Consider the following 22,416-nt stretch of genomic DNA (forward strand, 5'->3'; position numbering starts at 1 on the left):
CGGTTGGATCACTTGGTTTTCGGCGCGACTTTGACGGCAGGAGTCTTGGCGTGAGTGGTTTTATGGTGTTTTTTCACCACCTTGGTCTGGGTCGCCTGCGGTGTGGCTGTCTTGGTCGGGGTGGCCGCCATGGTGAAACCGGAAGTGAGGGCGAAGACGGCTGCCAGGGTCAGAGGAATGATCTTTTTCATGTTCAATTTCCTTATTCGGGTTGATGTTATGGAGCGTTCTCCATGACAGTCATCCTATGACGGTAGCAGCGGCCCTTCAGTGAGCGGTTGGTGACGGTTTGTATCCAAATGTACAGGCAGGGTGAGGCAGAAGCGGGCTCCCTTGGCGGCGGGAAGCAATGCCACATCACCACCATGGTGGAGCGCTATGCTGCGCACAATGGCGAGCCCCAGCCCGGTGCCGCCGGTGCGGCGATCCCGACTCTGATCAAGACGCACGAACGGCTCGAAGATCTGGGGCGCCAGCGCCGGATCGATCCCCGGCCCATCGTCGCTCACCTCCAGCAAATAGTTCTCCTGCAGCCGCGAGATGGAGAGGGTAACCTCCCTCTCGGCGTAGCGCAGGGCATTGCCGATGAGGTTCTCCACCGCGCGCGTCAGCAGACGCTGATCGCCGCACCAGGGCATCTTGATGGGAGGCAGAGCGAGGGTCAGATGTTTCTCCGGCCGCAACGCTTGCCAGTCGCCGAGGTGATGCTCTGCCCAACTGCCGAGCTCCAGTTCATCCCGCTGCAGCGGAAGCTCCGGCCTGTCCAGCTTGGCGTAGGTCAGCATCTCTTCGATAAGCGAGTCCAGCGCGCCCAGATCCCGCTCCAGTGCTCGCTGCTCTTCTGCGGCAGGGGCAGGATCGAGCATGGCAAGCCGATAGCGCAATCTGACCAGCGGGGTACGCAGCTCATGGGCGATGGCATCGGTCAGCTGCTTGCGACTGGTGAGCATGGCTTGCAGCTGGGCGGTCATCTGATCGAAGGTAAGCCCCACCCGGGCCAGACTGCTGCCCGGTGGCAGATTGGTTCGGCAGGAGAGATCCCCATCGCCTACGCGACGTGCGGTTTGCTCCAACTGCTGCAAGCCGCGCCAGTGGGGACGCAACCACAGAAGGATGGGCAGGCCGAGGGATAGGCCGATCACCAGCAACAGCCCTACATCGACCCAGTGCAGCTCATGCAGGTAGGAGAGGTAGGGGACAGGGCCGACAATCAGCACCCGATCGGTATCGGGGATGCGCTGCAGGAAGGTGTCATCCTCCTCGACGATGACAATGTTGCCGGCGGCCAGAAAGGCCTGATCCTCGCTGGCCAAGGGCTGGCGTGTCAGCTCGCCGATCTTGAGGGGGAGGGTAAACTGACTGCTCTGCTCGGCCAGTCGATCGGGCCAGCGCTCGGGTGGAGTTCTTGCCAACTCGCCGGTCAACAGGCCAAGAGAGCCCTGCATCATGCGTTCGAGATAGCGATCACCCGCCCGTTCGGCGGTCACCTGATAGACCACGCCAACCAGCAGGATGGCCAGCGTGAAACAGCCGATCAACAACAGATAGAACTGGATAAAGAGGCGGCGCATGGCGGTGCTCCCGAAAGAGGGTTATGCCCAGGCGTGGGGGACGAAGAGGTAACCTTTCTGGCGCACCGTCTTGATCCGGGTCGGGTTGTCGGGGTTATCACCCAGTTTGCGGCGCAGGCGGGAGATGGCCACATCCATGCTGCGATCCTGGCCGTCGTACTCCCGGCCGCGCAAGCTGCGAAAGAGGGCTTCCCGACTCAAGATTTGGCCCGCGTGGCAGGCGAGCTCCCACAGCAGATCAAAGTCGGCGGTCGAGAGAGCAATGCTCTCGCCATCGAGGCGCACATCTCGCCCCGGACCATCCACCCGCAGCAGACCAAATTGCAGTTGCTGGGGAACGCTGCTGGTGGCGGCCGGTTGGGTTGATGCTTGCTGGTGTTGGCGAAACTGCACCCGAAGTCGGGCCAGTAGCACGGGGGGCGGGGTGGTTTTAAGGATGTAGTCGTTGGCGCCCAGTTCCAGACTCAGGATCTGGTTCATGTCGCTATCCAGCGAGGTGAGCATTACGATGGGGCCGTCGAAGCGTGGCCGAAGATCCCGACAGAGGGACATGCCATCTTGCCCCGGCAACATGATATCGAGCAGCACCAGATCGGGCTGTTCGGCCTCGATTCGGGCCAGCGCCATGTCCCCTCTGGGCTCGAGGATCACGTCCATATCGTGGCGACCGAGCCAACTGCTGATGAGCTGGCCAATCTCGGGATCATCTTCGACAAAAAGAATGCGTTGCATAGAAAAGCTCCAACGGAAAGCAGGAGAGAAGAAGAGCGATCAGCATATCAATGGCGCTTGGGAAATACAGAAAAAGAACCGGGCAGGCTGATGTGTGGGGGAGAGTGGCTGTGTGTATCGATGAGGAGGCGCACATCGTGACAAATGGGCGGAGCCGCGTTTATCGATCTGGAGGATGATGGCCTTGCAGACAAGGTAAGGTGCTGTCGAGCGCAAAAACAAAAAAACCGGCCAAGGCCGGTTTTTCGCGGAGCAGACCAGAAGGTCACTGCTCCAAGTCGATGGACACCACCTTGCGGCGATTATCGACAAAATAATGGGGTGGCTGATGGGGCTCGAACCCACGACAACCGGAATCACAATCCGGGACTCTACCAACTGAGCTACAGCCACCACTAAAATCTTCATCAACACTCGCCAATCCAGAAGAAAAGGAGAGTATCAATGGCGCGCCCTGCAGGATTCGAACCTGCGACCCACGGCTTAGAAGGCCGTTGCTCTATCCAACTGAGCTAAGGGCGCTTTGTATCAACTCGTCTTGATGACGAGTTGATGAACATGGTCGGTGATAAAGGATTCGAACCTTTGACCCTCTGGTCCCAAACCAGATGCGCTACCGGGCTGCGCTAATCACCGAAAATCCCTGACCAGCATATCGACAAGAGTCGTGCTGGGCAACGGGCGGGCATCATAGCCAAGCGTAAGGGCCAGCGTCAACGACTTTTTCCCCCAGTAAATTCAAGTGCCTACTTATTGCCCGCTACAGGTATGGCGTGCGTCTGCCGCTAACATCCCGGCTAAAAAAATGCGACAATGCGCGGCAGTTGAACACATGGTGAGTGGAGAACGATGTCTGCCAAAATCATAGATGGAAAACAGGTTGCGCAAACGATTCGCAGCCAGGTCGCGGCGCAAGTCCAACAGCGGTTGGCGGCAGGGAAACGGGCTCCAGGGCTGGCAGTCATTCTGGTGGGGGCGGATCCCGCCTCTCAGGTCTATGTCGGCAGCAAGCGTCGGGCATGTGAGGAGGTGGGGTTTCTCTCCCGCTCCTATGATCTGAGTGCAACCGCCAGTCAGGAAGAGTTGCTGGCGCTGATCGACCAGTTGAATGCGGATAGCCACGTAGATGGCATTCTGGTTCAGCTGCCGTTGCCGGATCACTTTGATACCACTCAGGTGCTGGAGCGGATCCAGCCTGACAAGGATGTAGATGGATTTCACCCGTATAACGTCGGCCGTCTGGCCCAACGTATTCCGGCGCTGCGCCCCTGCACTCCGAAAGGGATCATGACGCTGATTGAAACCACCGGTGTCAAAACCCATGGTTTGCACGCCGTTGTGGTCGGTGCTTCCAACATCGTCGGGCGTCCCATGACCCTCGAATTGTTGCTGGCGGGCTGCACAACCACGACCTGTCACCGTTTTACGCGGGATCTGGAAGAGCAGGTACGCCGTGCCGATCTGCTGGTTGTTGCGGTCGGCAAGCCCAACTTCATACCTGGCGAGTGGATCAAACCGGGGGCATTGGTGATCGATGTGGGCATCAACCGCCTGGCTGATGGCTCGCTGGTCGGGGATGTAGAGTTTGAGACGGCGCGCAGCCATGCCTCCTTCATTACCCCGGTACCCGGTGGCGTGGGCCCGATGACGGTCGCCAGCCTGATGGAAAATACCCTGATCGCCTGCAGTGAATATCACGACTGATCATGGTTGGTGATAACCCTGTGATCCCGTGAGGAGGCAGGGTTGGCCAGAAATCTGACAATAAAAAACCGGTTGCTCAGAGAGGAACCGGTTTTTTATTTATCCAACGGGTGTTATTTACATATTTTGTGCTTCGTTTGGCACAATCACAGAAGCGTGATTTCCTTTCGGCCCCTGTTGCAGTTCAAAATTGACAGCCTGACCCGCTTTCAGGGTCTTGTAGCCCTCCATTTGAATCGTGGAGTAGTGAGCGAAGATATCCTCACCGCCCCCTTCCGGACAGATAAACCCAAATCCTTTTGCGTTGTTAAACCACTTAACTGTGCCGGTTGCCATACTTCTACATCCTTTTATTGATTACCCAGAAGTCGTTGAGTAACCTGCGCCAGCCCTTTATAACTAGGGACATGGGCCCATAGCAGACGGGCACAGATTAGCAAGTAACCAATCTAGTCTAACTTTTGAGCGAGTCAAGAAGTTGTTAACAGCTGATGTGATCTGGTTAACAAGTCTATTGACAACCTTGTGTTAGACGGTAGTAATCTAGAGGTACCAAAGCGCGATTATGAGCAAGCAGAAAGAACTCTTTGCTAATGAAGAGATTGCAGAAGCAGAGAAAACAAAGCTGCAGCCGCCACCCATGTATAAGGTTGTGTTGAACAACGATGACTACACGCCCATGGAGTTTGTGGTGGAGGTGCTGCAAAAGTTCTTTGGTATGGATTTGGACAAGGCGACTCAGGTCATGCTGAGTGTGCATTATAGTGGTAAGGGTGTCTGCGGCATGTTTACCGCAGAGATCGCCGAAACCAAGGTTGTCCAAGTCAACACCTATGCACGTAACAACGAACATCCACTGCTCTGTACTATGGAAAAGGCTTGAATCTGATGACTTGATGGCGAGTGTGACACCACATTGTAGCTGTACTAGGGGAGGTGCCTATGTTGAATAAAGATCTAGAAAAGACGCTGAACGAGGCTTTCAAACTGGCCCGTGACGAGCGCCACGAATTCATGACCGTCGAGCACCTGTTGTTAGCCCTTCTGGATAACAGTTCAGCCCATGAGGCGCTGAGCTCTTGTGGTGCCGATGTTGAGCAGATGCGCAAGGAGATCCGCGCATTCATCACCCAAACTACTCCGCTCATACCGCGCGACGATGAAGATCGGGAAACCCAGCCGACTTTGGGCTTCCAGCGCGTGTTGCAGCGTGCAGTCTTCCATGTGCAATCCTCCGGCAATACCGAAGTCAGTGGTGCCAACGTGCTGGTCGCTATCTTCAGTGAACAGGAGTCACAAGCTGCCTATTTCCTGAAAAAAGCCGAGATCAGCCGTCTCGACGTCGTCAATTTCCTCTCCCACGGGGTGCGCAAGGATAACAAGCCGGATCTCGGCAGCAATAACAATCCCGAGTCTGATGATGATGTTTCGGCCGCCCAGATCGAAAGCTTTGCCACCAACCTGAACCAGCTGGTGCTGGAAGGGCGCATCGATCCGCTGATTGGTCGTGATCAGGAGCTCAACCGTACCATTCAGGTGCTCTGCCGCCGTCGCAAGAACAACCCGCTGCTGGTGGGTGAAGCGGGCGTGGGTAAAACCGCCATTGCCGAAGGGTTGGCCTATCGCATCGTCAAGGGGGATGTCCCCGAGGTGATTGCGGGCAGTACCATCTATTCGCTGGATATGGGTTCTCTTCTGGCGGGCACCAAATACCGTGGTGATTTCGAGAAGCGCCTCAAGGTATTGCTCAAGCAGATTGAGCGTCAGGAAGGGGCCATCCTCTTTATCGACGAGATCCACACCATCATCGGTGCCGGTGCGGCATCCGGTGGTCAGCTGGATGCAGCCAACCTGATCAAGCCGCTGCTCTCCAATGGTTTGCTCCGCTGTGTGGGATCCACCACTTATCAGGAGTATGCCCAGATCTTCGAGAAAGACCGTGCGCTGGCCCGTCGCTTCCAGAAGATCGATATTGTCGAGCCGACTATCGATGACACCACTCGCATCCTGATGGGGCTCAAGAGTCGCTATGAAGCCCACCACGGCGTGCGCTATACCGCCAAGGCGATCCGTGCAGCTGCCGAGCTTTCTGCCAAGTACATCAATGATCGTCACTTGCCCGACAAGGCGATCGATGTGATCGATGAGGCGGGTGCCGGTCAACGGTTGCTGCCGGCGAGCAAGCGCAAGAAAGTGATCAATGTGCAGGAAATTGAGTCCATTGTGGCCAAGATCGCCCGCATTCCGGAAAAATCAGTCTCCTCTTCAGATAAAGAAGTACTGAAGAACTTGGAACGCAATCTGAAGATGGTGGTCTTTGGTCAGGATAAAGCCATCGAGGTGCTGACCGATGCGATTCGCCTCTCTCGTTCAGGTTTGGGTAACGAGCGTCGCCCGGTTGGTTGCTTCCTCTTTGCTGGTCCGACCGGGGTGGGTAAGACCGAGGTCACCCAGCAGCTTGGCAAGGCGCTGGGTGTCGAGATGCTGCGCTTTGATATGTCCGAGTACATGGAACGCCACACCGTATCTCGTCTGATTGGTGCGCCTCCCGGCTATGTTGGTTTTGAGCAGGGTGGTCTGCTGACTGATGCGGTGATCAAGCATCCTCATTCCGTTGTGTTGCTTGACGAAATTGAGAAAGCTCACCCGGACGTATTCAATCTGCTGTTGCAGGTGATGGACAACGGCACCCTGACCGATAACAACGGGCGCAAGGCGGATTTCCGTAACGTCATTTTGGTGATGACTACCAACGCCGGTGTGCAGGAGACCCAACGCAAATCGATTGGCTTCCAGCAACAGGATTTGAGCCACGATGCCATGGCGGTGATCAACAAGACCTTCAGTCCGGAGTTTCGTAACCGGCTTGATCACACCATCTGGTTCAACCATCTCGATATGACGGTGATCCATCAGGTGGTCGACAAGTTCATTGTCGAATTGCAGGTTCAACTGGATGCGAAGGGAGTTTCTCTCGAGGTGTCCGAGCGTGCCCGCCACTGGTTGGCAGAGAAGGGATATGACAGAGCCATGGGCGCCAGACCGATGGGGCGGGTGATCCAGGAGCACCTCAAGAAACCCCTGGCCAACGAGATCCTGTTCGGTTCACTGGTTGACGGGGGAATTGTGAAGGTTGAGTTGGTAAATGACAGCCTCAGCTTTGATTTTCAGGTCAATGTTGAAGCTGTTTCCCACTAAGCGTCAGTGATCAGAAAACGACAAAAAACCCCAACCGAAAGGTTGGGGTTTTTTGCTGAATTCCTGGCTTAGCGAGAGCGGAAAACAATACGTCCCTTGGAGAGATCGTAGGGAGTCAGTGCTACCGTTACTTTGTCTCCAGTCAGGATACGAATGTAGTTTTTGCGCATCTTGCCTGAAATATGAGCGATAACCACGTGACCATTCTCCAGTTCCACACGGAACATGGTATTGGGCAGGGTTTCGAGAATAGTGCCCTGCATCTCAATACTGTCTTCTTTAGCCATTGAATCCTCTTGATAAGCCACAACAAAAAACCGCTGGATCATGCCGGATTTAAGGCTATGTGTAAAGTTTACTCGGGCTTGGTGTCGATATTTTTCCATTCCCCCTGAATTAACAGCTCGTGAGGGAGGTAATTGCGTTTGTAATTCATCTTGCGACACGCCTCTACCAGATAGCCAAGATAGAGCCAGCTTCGCCCGGTTCTCCTGGCCAGATCGAGCTGGCAGAGGATGGCAAAGGTGCCCAGGGAGCGATCGGCATAATCCGGATCGAAGAAGGTGTACATGGCACTCAAGGAGTGGGGCAGCAGGTCTGTGGTGGCGACACCGATCAGGTGGCCATCTTTGCGCATCTCCAGGTAGAGCGGCGGCATCCAGTCACAATGGAGAAACCCGCGATACTGGCTGCGGTTGGGGGGATACATGCTGCCATCGTGATGGCGTTCGCGGATATAGCGTTCGTAGAGCAGGTAATACTCGGGCTTGTCATCGTAGCTCAGGACGATCTCGATATCCCTGTTGAGCTGGCGGATCCGCTTCTGGCCGCGGCTGGGACGAAAGCGTTCGCTGTGAATACGAAGGGACTGGCAGGCATGGCACGCCGGGCAGTGGGGGCGATAGATGTCGTTGCCACTGCGGCGAAAACCGGCAGTCAACAATCGCTCGTAACCGTTGGCGTTGAGCAGATTGTGATCCATGAGCACCAGCAACTGCTCCTGTTCATGATCCAGATAACTGCAGGGATGCTTGGGAGTCAGCCCTACTTTGAGGATCACTTCTTCAGTCATAAGCTGATCTCCCCCTCTTGCCAGCAGGAAGCCAACAGTGGTTGATGGCCAAGGCGCGCCAGCTCTGCCAGAAAACGGGCCCTTGGCCACTCCTCGATACCCAGGGTCGCCAGAAACGGGTTCTGCATCTGGCAATCGATGAGGGCGCCGTGATGGCGGGCGAAGTGGCGACAGAGTGCCACCATGGCAAGTTTGGCGCCGTTATCAATCCGGCTGAACATGGATTCACCGCAAAACAGTCGGCCGATAGAGAGGCCATACAGTCCCGCTTGCAGCTCTCCCTCCTGCCAGATCTCGATAGAGTGGGCATGACCCAGCCGGTGCAACTGCTGGTAGGCCTCGATCATGGGTTGGCTGATCCAGGTGCCATCGGCAGTGCGACGAGGGGCGGCGCAGGCGGTAATGACTTCATTAAAGGCGCGATTGACGGAAATATCGAATGGGGTACGGCGGATAATCTTCTGCAGTGTCCGTCCCACATGGAGTTGGTCTGGGCGGATCACTCCGCGGGGGTCCGGTGACCACCACAGGGTCGGCTGGTGGGGTTCATTCCACGGGAAGATCCCCTTGTGGTAAGCTGCCAGCAATCTGGCAGGGGAGAGATCTCCGCCGATCGCCAGCAAGCCGTTGGGCTCTTCCAGCGCATGGCTGGGGTCGGGAAACCAGCAAAGCTCATCATCCAGTTGGGTAAGATAGCGAGACATAAGGCAACGAGGTTCATAGATGAAGGCCATTATCCTGATAGTATCCAGCTTGCTCTGCTTTGTCACGGCGCCCGCCGGGGCGGAGGTCTACCAGCGCAATACCGCGCGGCCGGTCAATCTGGTGGTGTTTGGTCAGGTCGAAACGGTGCGCAATATTACCCAGCGCCAGATCCTGGAGTCAGAGCACTCTGGCTGGAAGACGCTGGGGGGGGCTGTGTTGGGCGGCCTGCTGGGGAACCAGTTTGGTGGCGGTCATGGCCGTGAAATCGCCACCGCCGTCGGCGCGCTCGCAGGTGCTGCGGCTGCGCAGCAATACCAGTCCGAGGGAACCGTGGTGGAAAACAAGTTGGTGGAGCTGCTGATCCGCAACGAGCAAAATGCCCTTATCAACGTGATCCAGGATTATGATCCCGCCATGGTCTTTGCCAATGGGGACAAGGTGCGCATTCTCTACTTCGATGATGGGGTGCGAGTCGACAAGACTTACTGACTTTCGATAGTCATGGTGATGGGGAGACTGTGGCAGGGAAGGAACCCGCAGACTCTCCTGTCGGAAAGTCTGTCGGGCGGTAATACACGGGACTGATGCCCTGAGGATTCAGATAGCTGTCTCTTGAGAGACTATCTTATCGCGACCGGTGTTCTTTGCCTGATAGAGCAGCCGATCCGCTACGCTCAGCGCCTCGTCCATGGATATCCGCCCGACGCTGATCACGCCGTAACTGGCGCGAACAAAGAGCGGGTTTTCCGGTGACAAGGGTTGCTGGCGCAGCTGCTGACGCAGCCCTTCAAGACGCTTGATCAACACGGGGACGGTACAGTGAGGCACCATCATGGCAAACTCCTCTCCGCCAAACCGGGCGATCATGGCATCGGGGAAGAACTGGGTCAGTAGCCGGGTCAGATGGCAGAGCAGTTGATCGCCGATGGCATGGCCCCAGTGATCGTTGACCTGCTTGAAGTGATCCACATCGAGCACACAGAGTGCAAGAGGCGTCTGTTGGCGCTGATGCTCTTCAAACCATTTTTGCCCTTCGTTGAACCAGTAGCGCCGGTTGTAGAGACCGGTCAGGTAATCACGATTGGCTGACTCCTGAATGCTGTTGAACTGCTCGAGCGCTTCCAGATTGTGGCTGACCCGACACTGCAGCTCTTCCGGCTCGAACGGCTGGTTGAGAAAGTCGTTGGCGCCTTGCTTGAGGTAGCGAGCAGAGAGACCGCGCTTGTCCGAGACCGAGATCCCGATAATCGCGAGCTGCTGCTTGCTGTAACGCTCTCTCAGCATCCGCACCAGACTGATGCCATCGATATCCGGCATATAGTAGTCGACCAGTGCCAGCCGGATGTCCGGGTGTTGCTCCAGCATCGCCATCGCTTCACGGGCATGACTGGCCTCATGCACCTGCAACAACTGCTTGCGCAACTGGGCCATGGTGCGGTGACGGGAGGTGCGTGAGTCGTCGACTACCAGCACTTCGATCGACTGGTTGAGATAGAGGCGGTGCACCAGACTGACTGCATATTGCAGCGAGTGGCGGGAATCCTTCATCACATAGTCCAACACGCCGGTTTCCAGCCAGGCGGCACGTTTATCCTCGCTGATGTCGGCAGTGAGGATCACCACCGGCAAACCTCGAGCCAGCAGCTCGTTGACCGCTTCGCCACGGGGCGCATCCGGCAAGGTTAAGTCCACCAGCGCGACCACATACTCCTCGCCCCGACAGTGACGGGCGCCTTCGAGGGTATCGAAGGCATCGATCTCGAGGCCTGTCTGCTGGGCAATGGCCTGAGTCAGCATACGGCGGATGGTCAGGCTATCTTCGACAATCAATATCTTCTGTTTCATTAGACTCCTTTAAATAAAAAAGGCATACCGACTGGTATGCCTTATATCACAACTGCGCTTGTTTATTGCGCGTCGAGGTAGCGTTCGGCATCGAGGGCTGCCATGCAGCCGGTACCGGCAGAGGTGATCGCCTGACGGTAGTTGTGATCGGCCACATCGCCAGCAGCGAAGACTCCTTCAATGCTGGTCTGGGTGGCAAAACCGTCGAGGCCGCCACGTACCTTCAGATAGCCGTTTTGCATCTCAAGCTGGCCATCGAAGATCTGGGTATTGGGCTGGTGGCCGATGGCGATGAAGACGCCCATCAGCGGTAGCTCGCTGGTGCTGTTGTCCTGAGTGTTGCGCAGGCGCACACCGGTGACCCCCATCTGATCACCCAGCACTTCGTCCAGGGTCTGGTGGGTGTGCAGCACGATGTTGCCGCTCGCAACCTTGTCGTGCAGACGCTTGATCAGGATCTTCTCGGCACGGAATTCGTCGCGGCGGTGGATCAGGTGCACCTTCTTGGCGATGTTGGCCAGATACAAGGCTTCTTCAACTGCGGTGTTGCCACCGCCGATCACCGCCACTTCCTGATTGCGGTAGAAGAAACCGTCACAGGTGGCACAGGCAGAGACGCCGCGCCCTTTGAAGGCCTCTTCGGAGGGCAGGCCCAGATACTTGGCGGAGGCGCCGGTCGCAATGATCAGGGCATCGCAGGTGTATTCGCCGTTGTCCCCTTTGAGGCGGAACGGGCGCTGAGTCAGTTCGACACTGTTGATGTGATCAAACAGGATGCGGGTATCGAACTTCTCCGCATGCTCTTTCATGCGTTCCATCAGGGCCGGGCCGGTCAGGCCTTCCGGATCACCTGGCCAGTTTTCCACTTCGGTGGTGGTGGTCAGCTGACCCCCTTGCTGCATGCCGGTGATGAGCAGGGGATTGAGGTTGGCGCGGGCGGCATAGACGGCCGCGGTGTAACCGGCCGGGCCTGACCCTAAGATCAGCAATTTGCTGTGAGTGACTTGGCTCATGATGTCATTTCCGGGATGTGATGAGTTTGCGCGATTGTAGGTAATTCGTGATCCGGGGTCAAAGGCTGGTGAGTCGATTGCACTAATCGTGTTCACAAGGGGTGACATGCAAAATAAAGGAATAAAAAAACCGCCCATCGCGGGCGGATTTTCACTCATCTCCAACTGGCGCAGGCCAGAGCAGATCAGTTCAGCAGGGTCAGGGGATCCGTGTAGGCAAGGCCATGTGCCACGGCCACTTCCTTGCAGGTGAGCTTGCCCTCCATCACGTTGAGCCCGTGCAACAGGTTGGGGTCGCTCAGCAGTGCCTGACGATACCCTTGCTGGGCCAGCTTGATAATAAAGGGGAGGGTGGCATTGTTGAGCGCCACGGTCGAGGTGCGGGCCACCGCCCCCGGCATGTTGGCGACACAGTAGTGCACCACCTCATCGACGATATAGGTCGGATCCTGGTGGGTGGTGGCGTGGGAGGTTTCCACACAGCCGCCCTGATCGATGGCCACATCGACGATGGCAGAACCCGGCTTCATGCGCGCAATGTGGTCACGGCGGACAAGTTTTGGCGCAGTGGCACCCGGTACCAGCACGCCGCCGATGACCAGATCGGCCGCCAGCAGATGGCGCTCCAGCGTCTCGCTGTTGGAGTAGACCACCTTGGCCGCTCCCTGGAACTCGTTATCGAGACGGCGCAGGGTATCGACGTTGTTGTCGAGGATGGTCACATCCGCGCGCAGGCCAATGGCCATGCGGGCCGCATTGGAGCCGACCACGCCGCCACCGATGATCACCACCTTGGCCGGTTCGACACCGGGTACGCCGCCAAGCAGAACACCGCTCCCACCGCGCGATTTTTCCAGCGCCTGGGCACCCGCCTGAATAGACATGCGTCCGGCCACTTCCGACATGGGGGCCAGCAGGGGCAGGCCCCCACGGCCGTCGGTGACGGTTTCATAGGCGATACAGATGGCGCCGCTTTTCAGCAGGGCTTCGGTCTGGGGCAAGTCTGGCGCCAGATGCAGATAGGTGAACAGGGTCTGACCCGGACGCAGCATGGCACATTCGACAGGCTGAGGTTCCTTGACCTTGACGATCATCTCGGCTTTGGCGAAAACCTCTGCTGCAGAGGCCAAAATTTCGGCTCCAACAGCGATATAATCTGCATCGCTGAAGCCAATGCCGTTTCCGGCACCGCTTTGGACGAAAACAGTATGGTTTCGTGCTGTCAGTTCACGTACACTGGCCGGAACCATGCCTACGCGGTATTCATGGTTTTTTATCTCTTTAGGTACACCGATAATCATGCTATCCCTCGTCTATAGATTGGTGTTTCATGTTGCCAAAATGTTAACCAACATTTGCGCCTAGTATATTCAGGTATTGACAGGATTTGTGACCATAATTATAAAATGACTGGTGATTCTTACCAAAAAATAGCCAAAGGATGGAATAAAATGATGGAAGCTAAGAGTCGGCTAAAGGATTTGGACAGGATTGACCGCAACATTCTTAATGAACTGCAAAAGGATGGCAGGATTTCGAATGTTGAGTTGTCCAAGCGAGTTGGCCTGAGTCCTACACCGTGTCTGGAACGGGTTCGTCGCCTCGAGCGACAAGGTTATATCGAAGGATATGCCGCTATTCTGAACCCTCATTATCTGGACGCATCTCTGCTGGTGTTTGTAGAGATAACCCTCAATCGCGGGGCGCCTGATGTGTTTGAACAGTTCAACAAGGCTGTTCAGGTGCTCGAAGAGATCCAGGAGTGTCATCTGGTTTCCGGTGACTTCGACTATCTGCTCAAGACCCGAGTCAGCGACATGTCGGCTTACCGCCGTCTGTTGGGGGAAACCCTGCTGCGTCTGCCCGGTGTCAATGACACCCGCACCTACGTGGTGATGGAAGAGGTCAAGCAGAGCAGTCGTCTGGTGATCAGCACCCGATAAAGCAGGTTATGCCGTGGTATCTTTTCCATATGAGACACCATGACAGTCAGAAACGAGCGGCCGGTCCGCTCGTTTCTTCTTGTAAAGATAATTGCAAATATGGCCCCGTCCCATCAGGCTCTGGCTGACAATCGATGGGCTTTTCGGGGATACTAGGCCCCCTTATTTCCTGCATTACATGTTTTCAGAAAGGAGCCGGAGTTTGGCCGATAAAAAGCTGTTTACTCCTTTATCAGGTACACAACGGATCTTCGAAGCCGTCTTGATCGCCATCACCCTGATGGCTGCTTATCTTCTGCTTGCCCTGTTGTCCTATCATCCCGCTGATCCCGGCTGGTCCCAGACCTCCTGGCAAGGGGAGGTGAAGAACCTCGCCGGTAGTGCCGGTGCCTGGCTCGCCGATATCACCATGTTTACCTTTGGTGCCTTCTCCTATCTGGTGCCGCCGCTGGTGGTGCTGCTGGGCTGGAGTCTGTTCTGGCGCCCGAGCCGTCTGCTCGATGTGGATTACCTCACCCTGGGGGTGCGGATCATCGGCTTTATCCTGACCGTGCTCGGCATGTCGGCCATTGCCAGCATGAACTTCAACGATATGCAAAACTTCTCCGCCGGTGGTCTGGTGGGGGATGTGATCGCTTCTGCAGTGGTGCCGCTGTTTGGCGGCGTCGGGGCCAACCTGATGCTGCTCTGCTTCGTGGCAACCGGCATCACCCTGTTTACCGGCTGGTCCTGGCTCACTATTGTCGAGCAGATCGGTGCGGCCTGTACCGGTTCGGTCAGTGCTGTTTACCACTTCCCGACCACCCTCGGCCGCTGGCTGACCGGTGGCTGGCGTCAACCCCGCAACGAGGGGCCGGATCCCTTGCTGGAAGGCGGGGTAGGGGCCATCGCGTTTGATGACGAGGAAGATGAGCCGCACACCAGCTGGACGCGCAAGCCCAAGGCCAAGAACCAGAAGGCTGCAGCCGAAGAGTGGCTGCCGGAACTCGACGACGATACCTTCGAGTTCGACCCACAGTTTGATGATGAAGATGATGAGCCGGCTCCGGCTGCCAAACCGAAACGTGCGGTGGCGGCTGCCAATGGGCGCCGCCAGCCGCTACTGGCTGTGGCCGATGACGAGGACGATCTGGATCTGCCCTGGGCCGAAGGGGACGACGAGGTCGCCGCGCCGGTAGCCGTCGCTCCGACCAAGCCCAAGCGTCGTCCGCAGTCAACAATGCCGCCGTTGCCGAGTATCGAGCTGCTGGACAGACCGCCAGCCAAGACCCAGATGATGAGCAAGGACGAGCTGGATCGCATGGGCCGTCTGGTGGAGGCCAAGCTTGCCGACTACAACGTGCAGGCCAAGGTGGTCGGTGTCTATCCGGGCCCGGTCATTACCCGTTTCGAGCTGGATCTGGCGCCGGGCATGAAGGCGAGCAAGATCACCAACCTCTCACGCGATCTGGCCCGCTCCTTGTCTGCCAGCAGTGTGCGGGTGGTTGAGGTGATCCCGGGTAAAACCTATGTCGGTATCGAGCTGCCCAACCGGGTGCGCCAGACCGTTTACCTGCGTGAAACCCTCGACTGCAATGCTTTCCGCGATAGCCGCAACCCGCTCACAATGGGCCTGGGTCAGGACATCGCCGGCGAGCCGGTGGTGGTGAACCTGGCCAAGATGCCGCACCTGCTGGTGGCCGGTACCACAGGTTCCGGTAAGTCGGTAGGGGTCAACACCATGATCATCTCGATGCTCTACAAGTCATCCCCAGATGATCTGCGCTTCATCATGATCGATCCCAAGATGCTGGAACTCTCGGTCTACGAAGGGATCCCGCATCTGCTGACCGAGGTGGTGACCGACATGAAGGATGCCGCCAACGCCCTGCGCTGGTGTGTGGGCGAGATGGAGCGTCGTTACAAGCTGATGTCGGCGGTCGGGGTGCGTAACCTCAAGGGCTACAACGACAAGGTGCTGGCCGCCATCGAGGAGGGGGAACCCCTGCTGGATCCGTTGTGGCGCCCGGGTGACTCCATGGATCAGATGCCGCCGGAGCTGGAGAAGCTGCCCCACATCGTGGTGGTGGTGGACGAATTTGCCGACATGATGATGATCGTCGGCAAGAAGGTGGAAGAGCTGATCGCCCGTATCGCCCAGAAGGCGCGGGCCGCCGGTATTCACCTCATTCTGGCGACCCAGCGTCCGTCAGTGGATGTGATTACCGGTCTTATCAAGGCCAACATCCCGACCCGTATTTCGTTCCAGGTATCGAGCAAGATCGACTCCCGTACCATTATCGATCAGGGCGGCGCCGAATCCCTGCTCGGTATGGGCGACATGCTCTACATGCCGGCTGGCACCTCCAACCCGACCCGGGTACACGGTGCGTTCGTCGATGATCACGAAGTGCACAAGGTGGTGGCGGACTGGAAACTGCGCGGCGAGCCGAACTACATCGAGGAGATCCTCTCCGGTGAGTCGGGTGGCGAAGGTGGCAGCGGCGAATATGGCGGTGGTGGCGATGAAGAGCTCGACCCCCTGTTCGACGAAGCGGTCGCTTTTGTGGTGGAGTCCCGCCGTGGCTCGACCTCCAGCGTCCAGCGCAAGTTCAAGATTGGTTACAACCGGGCAGCCCGTCTCATCGAGCAGATGGAGAATCAGGGCATCGTCAGCTCACCGGGTGGCAATGGTCAGCGCGACGTGCTGGCACCGCCGCCGGTGCGGGACTAAGCCTCACCGTTTCATACTATCCCTGGCCATGCCCTCCGCGGGCGTGGCCTTTTATCGAGAGCGTCTTTATGAAGAGCGTGATGAAAAAACAACTGTTGATGGGTACCGTGCTGCTGATGGCCAGCAGCCAGGTGTGGGCCGATGCGGCCAGCGATCTCAAACAGAAGCTGGCGGGGGTGAGCCTCTTCTCCGCCAAATTTGCCCAGACCGTCTATGACAGCAAGGGCAAGGAACTGCAAAAGGCCAGCGGCGATCTGCTGGTGCAGCGGCCAAACCGTTTCAACTGGCACACCACCTCGCCGGACGAGAGCCTGATAGTTGCCGATGGTCAGGATGTCTGGGTCTATGATCCCTTCGTCGAGCAGGTGACCGCCCTCAAGCTGAAAGATGCGGTGCTCAACACCCCCTTTATTCTGATCGCCGGCAATGACGACAAGTTCTGGAAGAACTATGACGTGACCCAGCAGGGGGATGTCTACACCGTCACCAGCCGTAACAAGGATGAGCTGATTGCCTCCTTCCGTGTCACCTTCGACAGACAAGACAACATCAGTCGTTTCGATGTGAAAGAGGCGCAAGGGCAGTGGAGTGAATTCACCCTGAGCAGCTTCAACCGCAAGCCGGTGCTCAAGGGCAACGAATTTGTTTTCAAGATCCCGAAGGGGGTCGAACTGGACGACCAGCGCTAATGAGCAAGCGGTCGTTGGATTGCTTGCCACTGCGCCAGTCAAAGGCGAGTGGCGTGACGCTGGGTGGTCAATACAGATGAGCAACTTGTCGCTGGATTTCTCATCGGACTTTCGTCCGCTGGCGGCCCGGATGCGGCCGCAAAACCTCGACCAGTATATCGGTCAGCAGCATATCCTGGGGGCTGACAAGCCCCTGCGCAAAGCGATCCTGGCGGGTCACTGCCACTCCATGATCCTGTGGGGGCCACCCGGTACCGGTAAAACCACGCTGGCGGAGCTGGTGGCTCACTACTGTCAGGCGGAAGTGGAGCGACTCTCGGCAGTGACCTCAGGCATCAAGGAGATCCGCGCCGCCATCGACAAGGCCAAAGAGAACAGCTGGCGCGGGGTGCGCACCATCCTCTTCGTGGATGAAGTGCACCGCTTCAACAAGAGTCAGCAGGATGTGTTCCTGCCTCATATCGAAGATGGCACCATCACCTTTATCGGTGCCACCACCGAAAACCCCTCGTTCGAACTCAACAACGCGCTGCTCTCCCGTGCTCGGGTCTATCTGCTCAAGCGACTTGAGGAGAGCGACATCCTCGCCATGCTCGATCAGGCGATGACCGATCCCCGTGGTCTCAATGATCCGGTGCTCACCTTTGCCCCCGGGGTGAAGGAGGCGCTGGCCAAGGCGGTGGATGGGGACGGGCGTAAATCCCTCAACTATTTGGAGCTGTTGGCCGACATGGCCGAAACCGACAGCACAGGGGCGAGGGTGATCGACAGCGCGCTGCTTGCCGCCGTAGCGGGGGAACATGTGGCCCGCTTCGACAAGGGGGGGGATCACTTCTACGACCTCATCTCGGCGGTGCATAAATCTATCCGCGGCTCGGCACCGGATGCGGCACTCTACTGGTATGCCCGCATGGTGAGTGCCGGCTGCGATCCCCTCTACATTGCCCGCCGCTTGCTGGCCATCGCCTCGGAAGATGTGGGCAATGCCGATCCCCGTGCCATGCAGGTGGCGCTATCTGCCTGGGATTGTTTCCACCGCATCGGGCCGGCGGAAGGGGAGCGGGCTATCGCCCAGGCGATCGTCTATCTCGCCTGTGCCCCCAAGAGCAATGCGGTCTACACCGCCTGGAAGGCAGCGCTCAATGATGCCAAAAACCTCCCTGACTTCGAGGTGCCGGTGCACCTGCGCAATGCGCCGACCCGGCTGATGAGCGATCTGGGCTATGGCGCCGAGTATCGCTATGCCCATGACGAGCCGGGCGCCTATGCTGCGGGGGAGGAGTATTTCCCCCCCGAGCTTGCCGGCAAGCAGTACTATCAGCCTACCGATCGTGGCCTTGAAAAGCAGATCGGCCAGAAGCTCGATTATCTCCACGAGCTGGATCGACAGAGCTCGCAAAAACGGGGCCGATAGCCCCGCTTGTTTGTCAGCAGAATGAAAATTGGTCAAGTACCGGAATAATTGGGGTGTTTGACCGCACAAGTCGGCAAAAACGACCCAAATAGTCCCTGTTCGGGCAGGGGGGCGGTCTGCTACACTGCCCCTCTGACCCCGTTGGTTTCGGCCTGATACCATCTTCTTGATTTCGAAGGCCTGACTCTCAAGGCGACGGGGGCCAACCGATGTTAACTTCCGGATCTGTTTTTTAGCCCGTCATGATGACTCAGGCCCAGATCCCTTATTAAAAAAGTAGGTAACCCATGCTGGATCCCAAATATCTGCGCAGCGACATCGATGAAGCTGCCGCTCGTCTGGCGACACGTGGCTACGTTCTGGACGTAGCGGCTGTCAATGCTCTGGAAGAGAAGCGCAAGGATCTGCAGTCCCGTACCCAGGAGCTGCAGGCCGAGCGCAATGCCCGCTCCAAGTCCATCGGTGAGGCTGCCCGTCGCGGTGAAGATGTTGGCCCGCTCAAGGCCGAGGTGACCAAGATCAATGACGAGCTGGAAACCAGCAAAGTCGAGCTGGATGCGCTGCTGACCGAGCTGAAAACCATTGCCGACGCCATCCCCAACCTGCCGAGCGAAACCACCCCGGTGGGTCGTGACGAGAACGACAACGTGGAAGTGCGCCGTTGGGGTACCCCGCGTCACTTCGACTTCCCGGTACGGGATCACATCGATCTGGGCGAAGCGGCCAAGGGCGTTGATTTCAAGAACGGCGTCAAGCTCTCCGGTTCCCGTTTCGTGGTGATGAAGGGCCAGATTGCCCGTCTGCACCGCGCCCTGGCCCAGTTCATGCTGGATCTGCACACTCTGCAGCACGGTTACACCGAGTGCTACGTGCCCTATCTGGTCAACCCGGACAGCCTGTACGGTACCGGCCAGCTGCCGAAGTTCTCCCAGGATCTGTTCAATACCGGTATTGACGGCGAAGGGGAAGAAGAGGGCAAGGTGCGCAAGTTCTCCCTGATCCCGACTTCCGAAGTACCGCTTACCAACATGGCGCGCGACGAGATCTTCGACGAGCAGGAGCTGCCGATCAAGATGACCGCTCACAGCCCCTGCTTCCGTTCCGAAGCGGGCTCTTACGGTCGCGATACCCGTGGCCTCATCCGTATGCACCAGTTCGACAAGGTCGAAATGGTGCAGCTGGTTCACCCGGAGAAATCCTGGGAAGCGCTTGAAGAGATGGTGGGTCACGCCGAGAAGGTGCTGCAACTGCTGGAGCTGCCATATCGCGTGATGGCGCTCTCTACCGGTGACATGGGCTTCTGCGCGGCCAAGACTTACGATCTGGAAGTGTGGCTGCCGGCCCAGAACACTTACCGCGAGATCTCTTCCGTCTCCAACTGCACCGACTTCCAGGCGCGCCGCATGCAGGCTCGCGTGCGTGTCGATGGCAAGCCGCAGCTCATTCACACCCTGAATGGCTCCGGTCTGGCGGTAGGCCGTACTCTGGTCGCCGTGATCGAGAACTACCAGCAGGCAGATGGCCGTATCGCCATCCCGGCTGCGCTGCAATCCTACATGGGCGGCCTGACCCACATCGGGTAAGCGCTCGTTGCAGACGACAACGCCATGGCCATGCCATGGCGTTGTGCATTCTGGCGCCGCTCAACCGTTTTTATCGTGAATAAATCTGCGTTTCCGGCGCCTCTTTGAACATGTAACACAATTTTATCAAGCATTGCGCAATCGTTTTTGTTAGACTGCGCCGCAATTTCGCAGGACATCTTTTTCTATGGTCTGGATTGATTACGCCATCATCGGCATCGTCGGTTTTTCTGCACTCATCAGCCTGGTGCGCGGCTTCGTCAAAGAGGCCATGTCTCTCGTCACCTGGTTCGTTGCCTTCTTTATTGCCAGCCACTTCTATCCTGATCTCGCCGCCTATTTTACCTCTTTCTCCGATGCGCTGGTGCGCAACGGTCTGGCCATCGCGGCCCTGTTCGTGGCAACCCTGATCCTGGGCAGCGTGGTGAACTACGTGGTGGGTCTGCTGGTGGACAAGACGGGGCTCTCCGGTACCGATCGGGTGCTTGGAGTCTGCTTCGGCGCAATTCGCGGGGTACTGATCGTCAGTGCCCTGCTTTTTTTCATGGATACCTTCACCAGCCTCTCCCAGAGCGACTGGTGGGCGGCATCCAAGCTGGTGCCGGAGTTCAAGCCGGTGATCCAGTGGTTTTTCGGGTTCATGCTGAACTCATCCAGTTTTCTTAAACAGGTATAGTGACTTCGAGGTAGCAAAGACATGTGTGGTATTGTCGGTATAGTTGGCACCACCCCCGTCAATCAGGCCCTCTACGACGCCTTGACGGTGTTGCAGCACAGGGGACAGGATGCCGCCGGGATCGTGACCATTGATAGTGGAAACTTCCGGCAACGCAAGGCCAATGGCCTGGTGAAGGACGTGTTTGAAGTGCGCCACATGCAGCGTTTGCAAGGGAACATCGGCATAGGTCATGTCAGATATCCCACCGCAGGTAGCTCAAGTGCCGCTGAAGCCCAACCTTTTTATGTGAACTCGCCCTACGGCATGGTGCTGGCCCATAACGGCAACCTCACCAACGCCAAGGAGCTCAAGGAGCAGCAGTTCAAGGTCGCCCGTCGCCACATCAACACCACTTCCGATTCGGAAGTGTTGCTGAACGTGCTGGCTCACGAGCTGGATCGCTGTGACAAGATGGCCCTGCGCCCCGAAGATATCTTCGCCGCGGTGCGCAGAACCCATCAGCAGATCCGCGGCGCTTATGCGGTGGTCTCGCTGGTGATTGGTCATGGTCTCATCGGCTTTCGTGATCCCAACGGCATTCGCCCGCTGATCCTCGGTCGTCGTCAGGACGAGCAGGGGCAGGTGGAGTACATGCTCGCCTCAGAGAGCGTGGCGCTCGACGCCATCGGTTTCGAGACGGTGAGGGATATTGCGCCGGGTGAAGCCATCTACATCACCGAGCAGGGCCAGCTCTTCTCCGAGCAGTGTGCGGAGAACCCGCAGATGAGCTCCTGCATCTTCGAATACGTCTACTTCGCCCGTCCCGATTCGTGCATCGACAAGGTCTCGGTCTACGCCGCCCGCCTCAACATGGGTCGCAAGCTGGGTCAGAAGATTGCCCGCGAGTGGGAAGATCTCGACGTCGATGTGGTTATCCCCATCCCCGAGACCTCCTGTGACGTGGCGCTGGAGATCGCTCACACCCTGGATCTGCCATACCGTCAGGGCTTCGTGAAGAACCGCTATATCGGCCGTACCTTCATCATGCCGGGCCAGACCCAGCGCAAGAAGTCGGTGCGTCGCAAGCTCAACGCCATCAGCTCCGAATTCAAGGGCAAGAAGGTGTTGCTGGTGGATGATTCCATCGTGCGTGGTACCACGTCCGAGCAGATCATCCAGATGGCCCGTGAAGCGGGGGCAGCCAAGGTCTACTTCGCCTCGGCGGCGCCGGAAATTCGTTTCCCCAACGTCTATGGCATCGACATGCCCACCGCCAACGAGCTGATCGCCCACGGTCGCGAAGTGGAAGAGGTGTGCAAGCTGATTGGCGCTGACGGTCTGATTTTCCAGGATCTGGAAGATCTGGAAGCCGCCGTGCGGGAGATCAACCCGGATCTGCGTCACTTCGAGACCTCGGTGTTCAATGGCCACTACGTCACCTCCGATGTGGACCAGTCCTATCTGGATCACCTCAACGCCCTGCGCAACGATGACACCAAAGCGGTGCGTGAATGGCAGGAAGGCACCAGCAATCTGGAAATTTTTAACGAAGGAAGTTAAACGTTTGCGGTTTTGC

General features: G+C 57.5%; 21 protein-coding genes and 3 tRNA genes. 11 read left to right on the forward strand and 13 right to left on the reverse strand.

Going from position 1 to position 22,416, the window contains the following annotated elements:
• Positions 1 to 8: 8 nt before the first annotated feature.
• From G5332_RS05590 to G5332_RS05615, 6 genes are all read right to left on the reverse strand, one after another.
• Positions 9 to 191 carry a hypothetical protein gene (locus G5332_RS05590; RefSeq protein WP_076494658.1) on the reverse strand — a complete coding sequence of 61 codons (183 nt, stop codon included), beginning with the start codon at positions 189 to 191 and terminating at the stop codon, positions 9 to 11.
• Positions 192 to 245: 54 nt separating this feature from the next.
• Positions 246 to 1,571, reverse strand: a complete 1,326-nt coding sequence (gene rstB / locus G5332_RS05595) for a two-component system sensor histidine kinase RstB (protein ID WP_421172596.1) — start codon at positions 1,569 to 1,571, stop codon at positions 246 to 248.
• A 21-nt stretch (positions 1,572 to 1,592) separates the two neighbouring features.
• Positions 1,593 to 2,303: a two-component system response regulator RstA gene (rstA, locus tag G5332_RS05600; RefSeq protein ID WP_421172595.1), complete on the reverse strand. Its 711-nt coding sequence runs from the start codon at positions 2,301 to 2,303 to the stop codon at positions 1,593 to 1,595.
• Between the two features lie 317 nt (positions 2,304 to 2,620).
• Positions 2,621 to 2,696 (reverse strand) — tRNA-His (locus G5332_RS05605).
• Between the two features lie 52 nt (positions 2,697 to 2,748).
• A tRNA-Arg gene (locus G5332_RS05610) sits at positions 2,749 to 2,825 on the reverse strand.
• A gap of 37 nt (positions 2,826 to 2,862) precedes the next feature.
• Positions 2,863 to 2,939 (reverse strand) — tRNA-Pro (locus tag G5332_RS05615).
• Between the two features lie 213 nt (positions 2,940 to 3,152).
• On the opposite strand from G5332_RS05615, the gene folD reads away from it, so the two are divergent.
• Positions 3,153 to 4,007 carry a bifunctional methylenetetrahydrofolate dehydrogenase/methenyltetrahydrofolate cyclohydrolase FolD gene (gene folD / locus G5332_RS05620; RefSeq protein ID WP_005337113.1) on the forward strand — a complete coding sequence of 285 codons (855 nt, stop codon included), beginning with the start codon at positions 3,153 to 3,155 and terminating at the stop codon, positions 4,005 to 4,007.
• Positions 4,008 to 4,124: 117 nt separating this feature from the next.
• Here the strand turns inward: folD and cspD are convergent, their stop codons facing one another.
• On the reverse strand, positions 4,125 to 4,343 hold the full coding sequence (cspD, locus tag G5332_RS05625) for a cold shock-like protein CspD (protein ID WP_005300025.1): 219 nt from the start codon (positions 4,341 to 4,343) through the stop codon (positions 4,125 to 4,127).
• A gap of 229 nt (positions 4,344 to 4,572) precedes the next feature.
• On the opposite strand from cspD, the gene clpS reads away from it, so the two are divergent.
• Positions 4,573 to 4,890: an ATP-dependent Clp protease adapter ClpS gene (gene clpS / locus G5332_RS05630; RefSeq protein ID WP_005337111.1), complete on the forward strand. Its 318-nt coding sequence runs from the start codon at positions 4,573 to 4,575 to the stop codon at positions 4,888 to 4,890.
• A gap of 59 nt (positions 4,891 to 4,949) precedes the next feature.
• On the forward strand, positions 4,950 to 7,205 hold the full coding sequence (gene clpA, locus G5332_RS05635) for an ATP-dependent Clp protease ATP-binding subunit ClpA (RefSeq protein WP_100653551.1): 2,256 nt from the start codon (positions 4,950 to 4,952) through the stop codon (positions 7,203 to 7,205).
• Between the two features lie 68 nt (positions 7,206 to 7,273).
• On the opposite strand, the gene infA is transcribed toward clpA, so the two are convergent.
• The 3 genes from infA to aat form a co-directional block, all read right to left on the reverse strand.
• Positions 7,274 to 7,492, reverse strand: coding sequence for a translation initiation factor IF-1 (gene infA / locus G5332_RS05640; protein ID WP_005300033.1), 219 nt, complete (start codon positions 7,490 to 7,492; stop codon positions 7,274 to 7,276).
• Between the two features lie 68 nt (positions 7,493 to 7,560).
• A complete protein-coding gene (locus G5332_RS05645; RefSeq protein WP_227342588.1) occupies positions 7,561 to 8,277 on the reverse strand; it encodes an arginyltransferase in 717 nt (238 codons plus the stop codon).
• Entirely contained in the window at positions 8,274 to 8,981 is a 708-nt protein-coding gene (gene aat / locus G5332_RS05650) for a leucyl/phenylalanyl-tRNA--protein transferase (RefSeq protein ID WP_042080501.1), read from the reverse strand. The genes G5332_RS05645 and aat overlap by 4 nt, the downstream gene beginning before the upstream one ends.
• Before the next feature lie 19 nt (positions 8,982 to 9,000).
• Between aat and G5332_RS05655 the strand changes: the two genes are divergently transcribed.
• Complete coding sequence (locus G5332_RS05655; protein WP_227342589.1) at positions 9,001 to 9,471, forward strand: glycine zipper 2TM domain-containing protein; 471 nt, start codon at positions 9,001 to 9,003, stop codon at positions 9,469 to 9,471.
• Positions 9,472 to 9,579: 108 nt separating this feature from the next.
• Here G5332_RS05655 and G5332_RS05660 read toward each other — a convergent pair whose 3' ends face one another.
• From G5332_RS05660 to ald, 3 genes are all read right to left on the reverse strand, one after another.
• Positions 9,580 to 10,827, reverse strand: a complete 1,248-nt coding sequence (locus tag G5332_RS05660) for a diguanylate cyclase (protein WP_193860409.1) — start codon at positions 10,825 to 10,827, stop codon at positions 9,580 to 9,582.
• A gap of 62 nt (positions 10,828 to 10,889) precedes the next feature.
• On the reverse strand, positions 10,890 to 11,840 hold the full coding sequence (trxB, locus tag G5332_RS05665) for a thioredoxin-disulfide reductase (RefSeq protein ID WP_019445530.1): 951 nt from the start codon (positions 11,838 to 11,840) through the stop codon (positions 10,890 to 10,892).
• Positions 11,841 to 12,025: 185 nt separating this feature from the next.
• Positions 12,026 to 13,141 carry an alanine dehydrogenase gene (ald, locus tag G5332_RS05670; RefSeq protein ID WP_005337098.1) on the reverse strand — a complete coding sequence of 372 codons (1,116 nt, stop codon included), beginning with the start codon at positions 13,139 to 13,141 and terminating at the stop codon, positions 12,026 to 12,028.
• A 150-nt stretch (positions 13,142 to 13,291) separates the two neighbouring features.
• Between ald and lrp the strand changes: the two genes are divergently transcribed.
• The 7 genes from lrp to purF all read left to right on the forward strand — a co-directional run bounded on the left by lrp (position 13,292) and on the right by purF (position 22,400).
• Complete coding sequence (gene lrp, locus G5332_RS05675) at positions 13,292 to 13,783, forward strand: leucine-responsive transcriptional regulator Lrp (protein WP_005300047.1); 492 nt, start codon at positions 13,292 to 13,294, stop codon at positions 13,781 to 13,783.
• 202 nt (positions 13,784 to 13,985) lie between these two features.
• Positions 13,986 to 16,496: a DNA translocase FtsK gene (locus tag G5332_RS05680; protein WP_321537288.1), complete on the forward strand. Its 2,511-nt coding sequence runs from the start codon at positions 13,986 to 13,988 to the stop codon at positions 16,494 to 16,496.
• A gap of 80 nt (positions 16,497 to 16,576) precedes the next feature.
• Complete coding sequence (lolA, locus tag G5332_RS05685) at positions 16,577 to 17,185, forward strand: outer membrane lipoprotein chaperone LolA (protein ID WP_041202312.1); 609 nt, start codon at positions 16,577 to 16,579, stop codon at positions 17,183 to 17,185.
• A gap of 76 nt (positions 17,186 to 17,261) precedes the next feature.
• Positions 17,262 to 18,599: a replication-associated recombination protein A gene (locus G5332_RS05690; protein WP_421249486.1), complete on the forward strand. Its 1,338-nt coding sequence runs from the start codon at positions 17,262 to 17,264 to the stop codon at positions 18,597 to 18,599.
• 287 nt (positions 18,600 to 18,886) lie between these two features.
• Entirely contained in the window at positions 18,887 to 20,182 is a 1,296-nt protein-coding gene (gene serS, locus G5332_RS05695; RefSeq protein WP_421249485.1) for a serine--tRNA ligase, read from the forward strand.
• Between the two features lie 187 nt (positions 20,183 to 20,369).
• Complete coding sequence (locus tag G5332_RS05700; RefSeq protein WP_033115174.1) at positions 20,370 to 20,858, forward strand: CvpA family protein; 489 nt, start codon at positions 20,370 to 20,372, stop codon at positions 20,856 to 20,858.
• A 21-nt stretch (positions 20,859 to 20,879) separates the two neighbouring features.
• Entirely contained in the window at positions 20,880 to 22,400 is a 1,521-nt protein-coding gene (purF, locus tag G5332_RS05705) for an amidophosphoribosyltransferase (RefSeq protein ID WP_005351229.1), read from the forward strand.
• Positions 22,401 to 22,416 lie beyond the last annotated feature (16 nt).

It is taken from the genome of Aeromonas sp. 603757 (assembly GCF_049171255.1).
GTDB lineage: Bacteria > Pseudomonadota > Gammaproteobacteria > Enterobacterales > Aeromonadaceae > Aeromonas > Aeromonas veronii_A.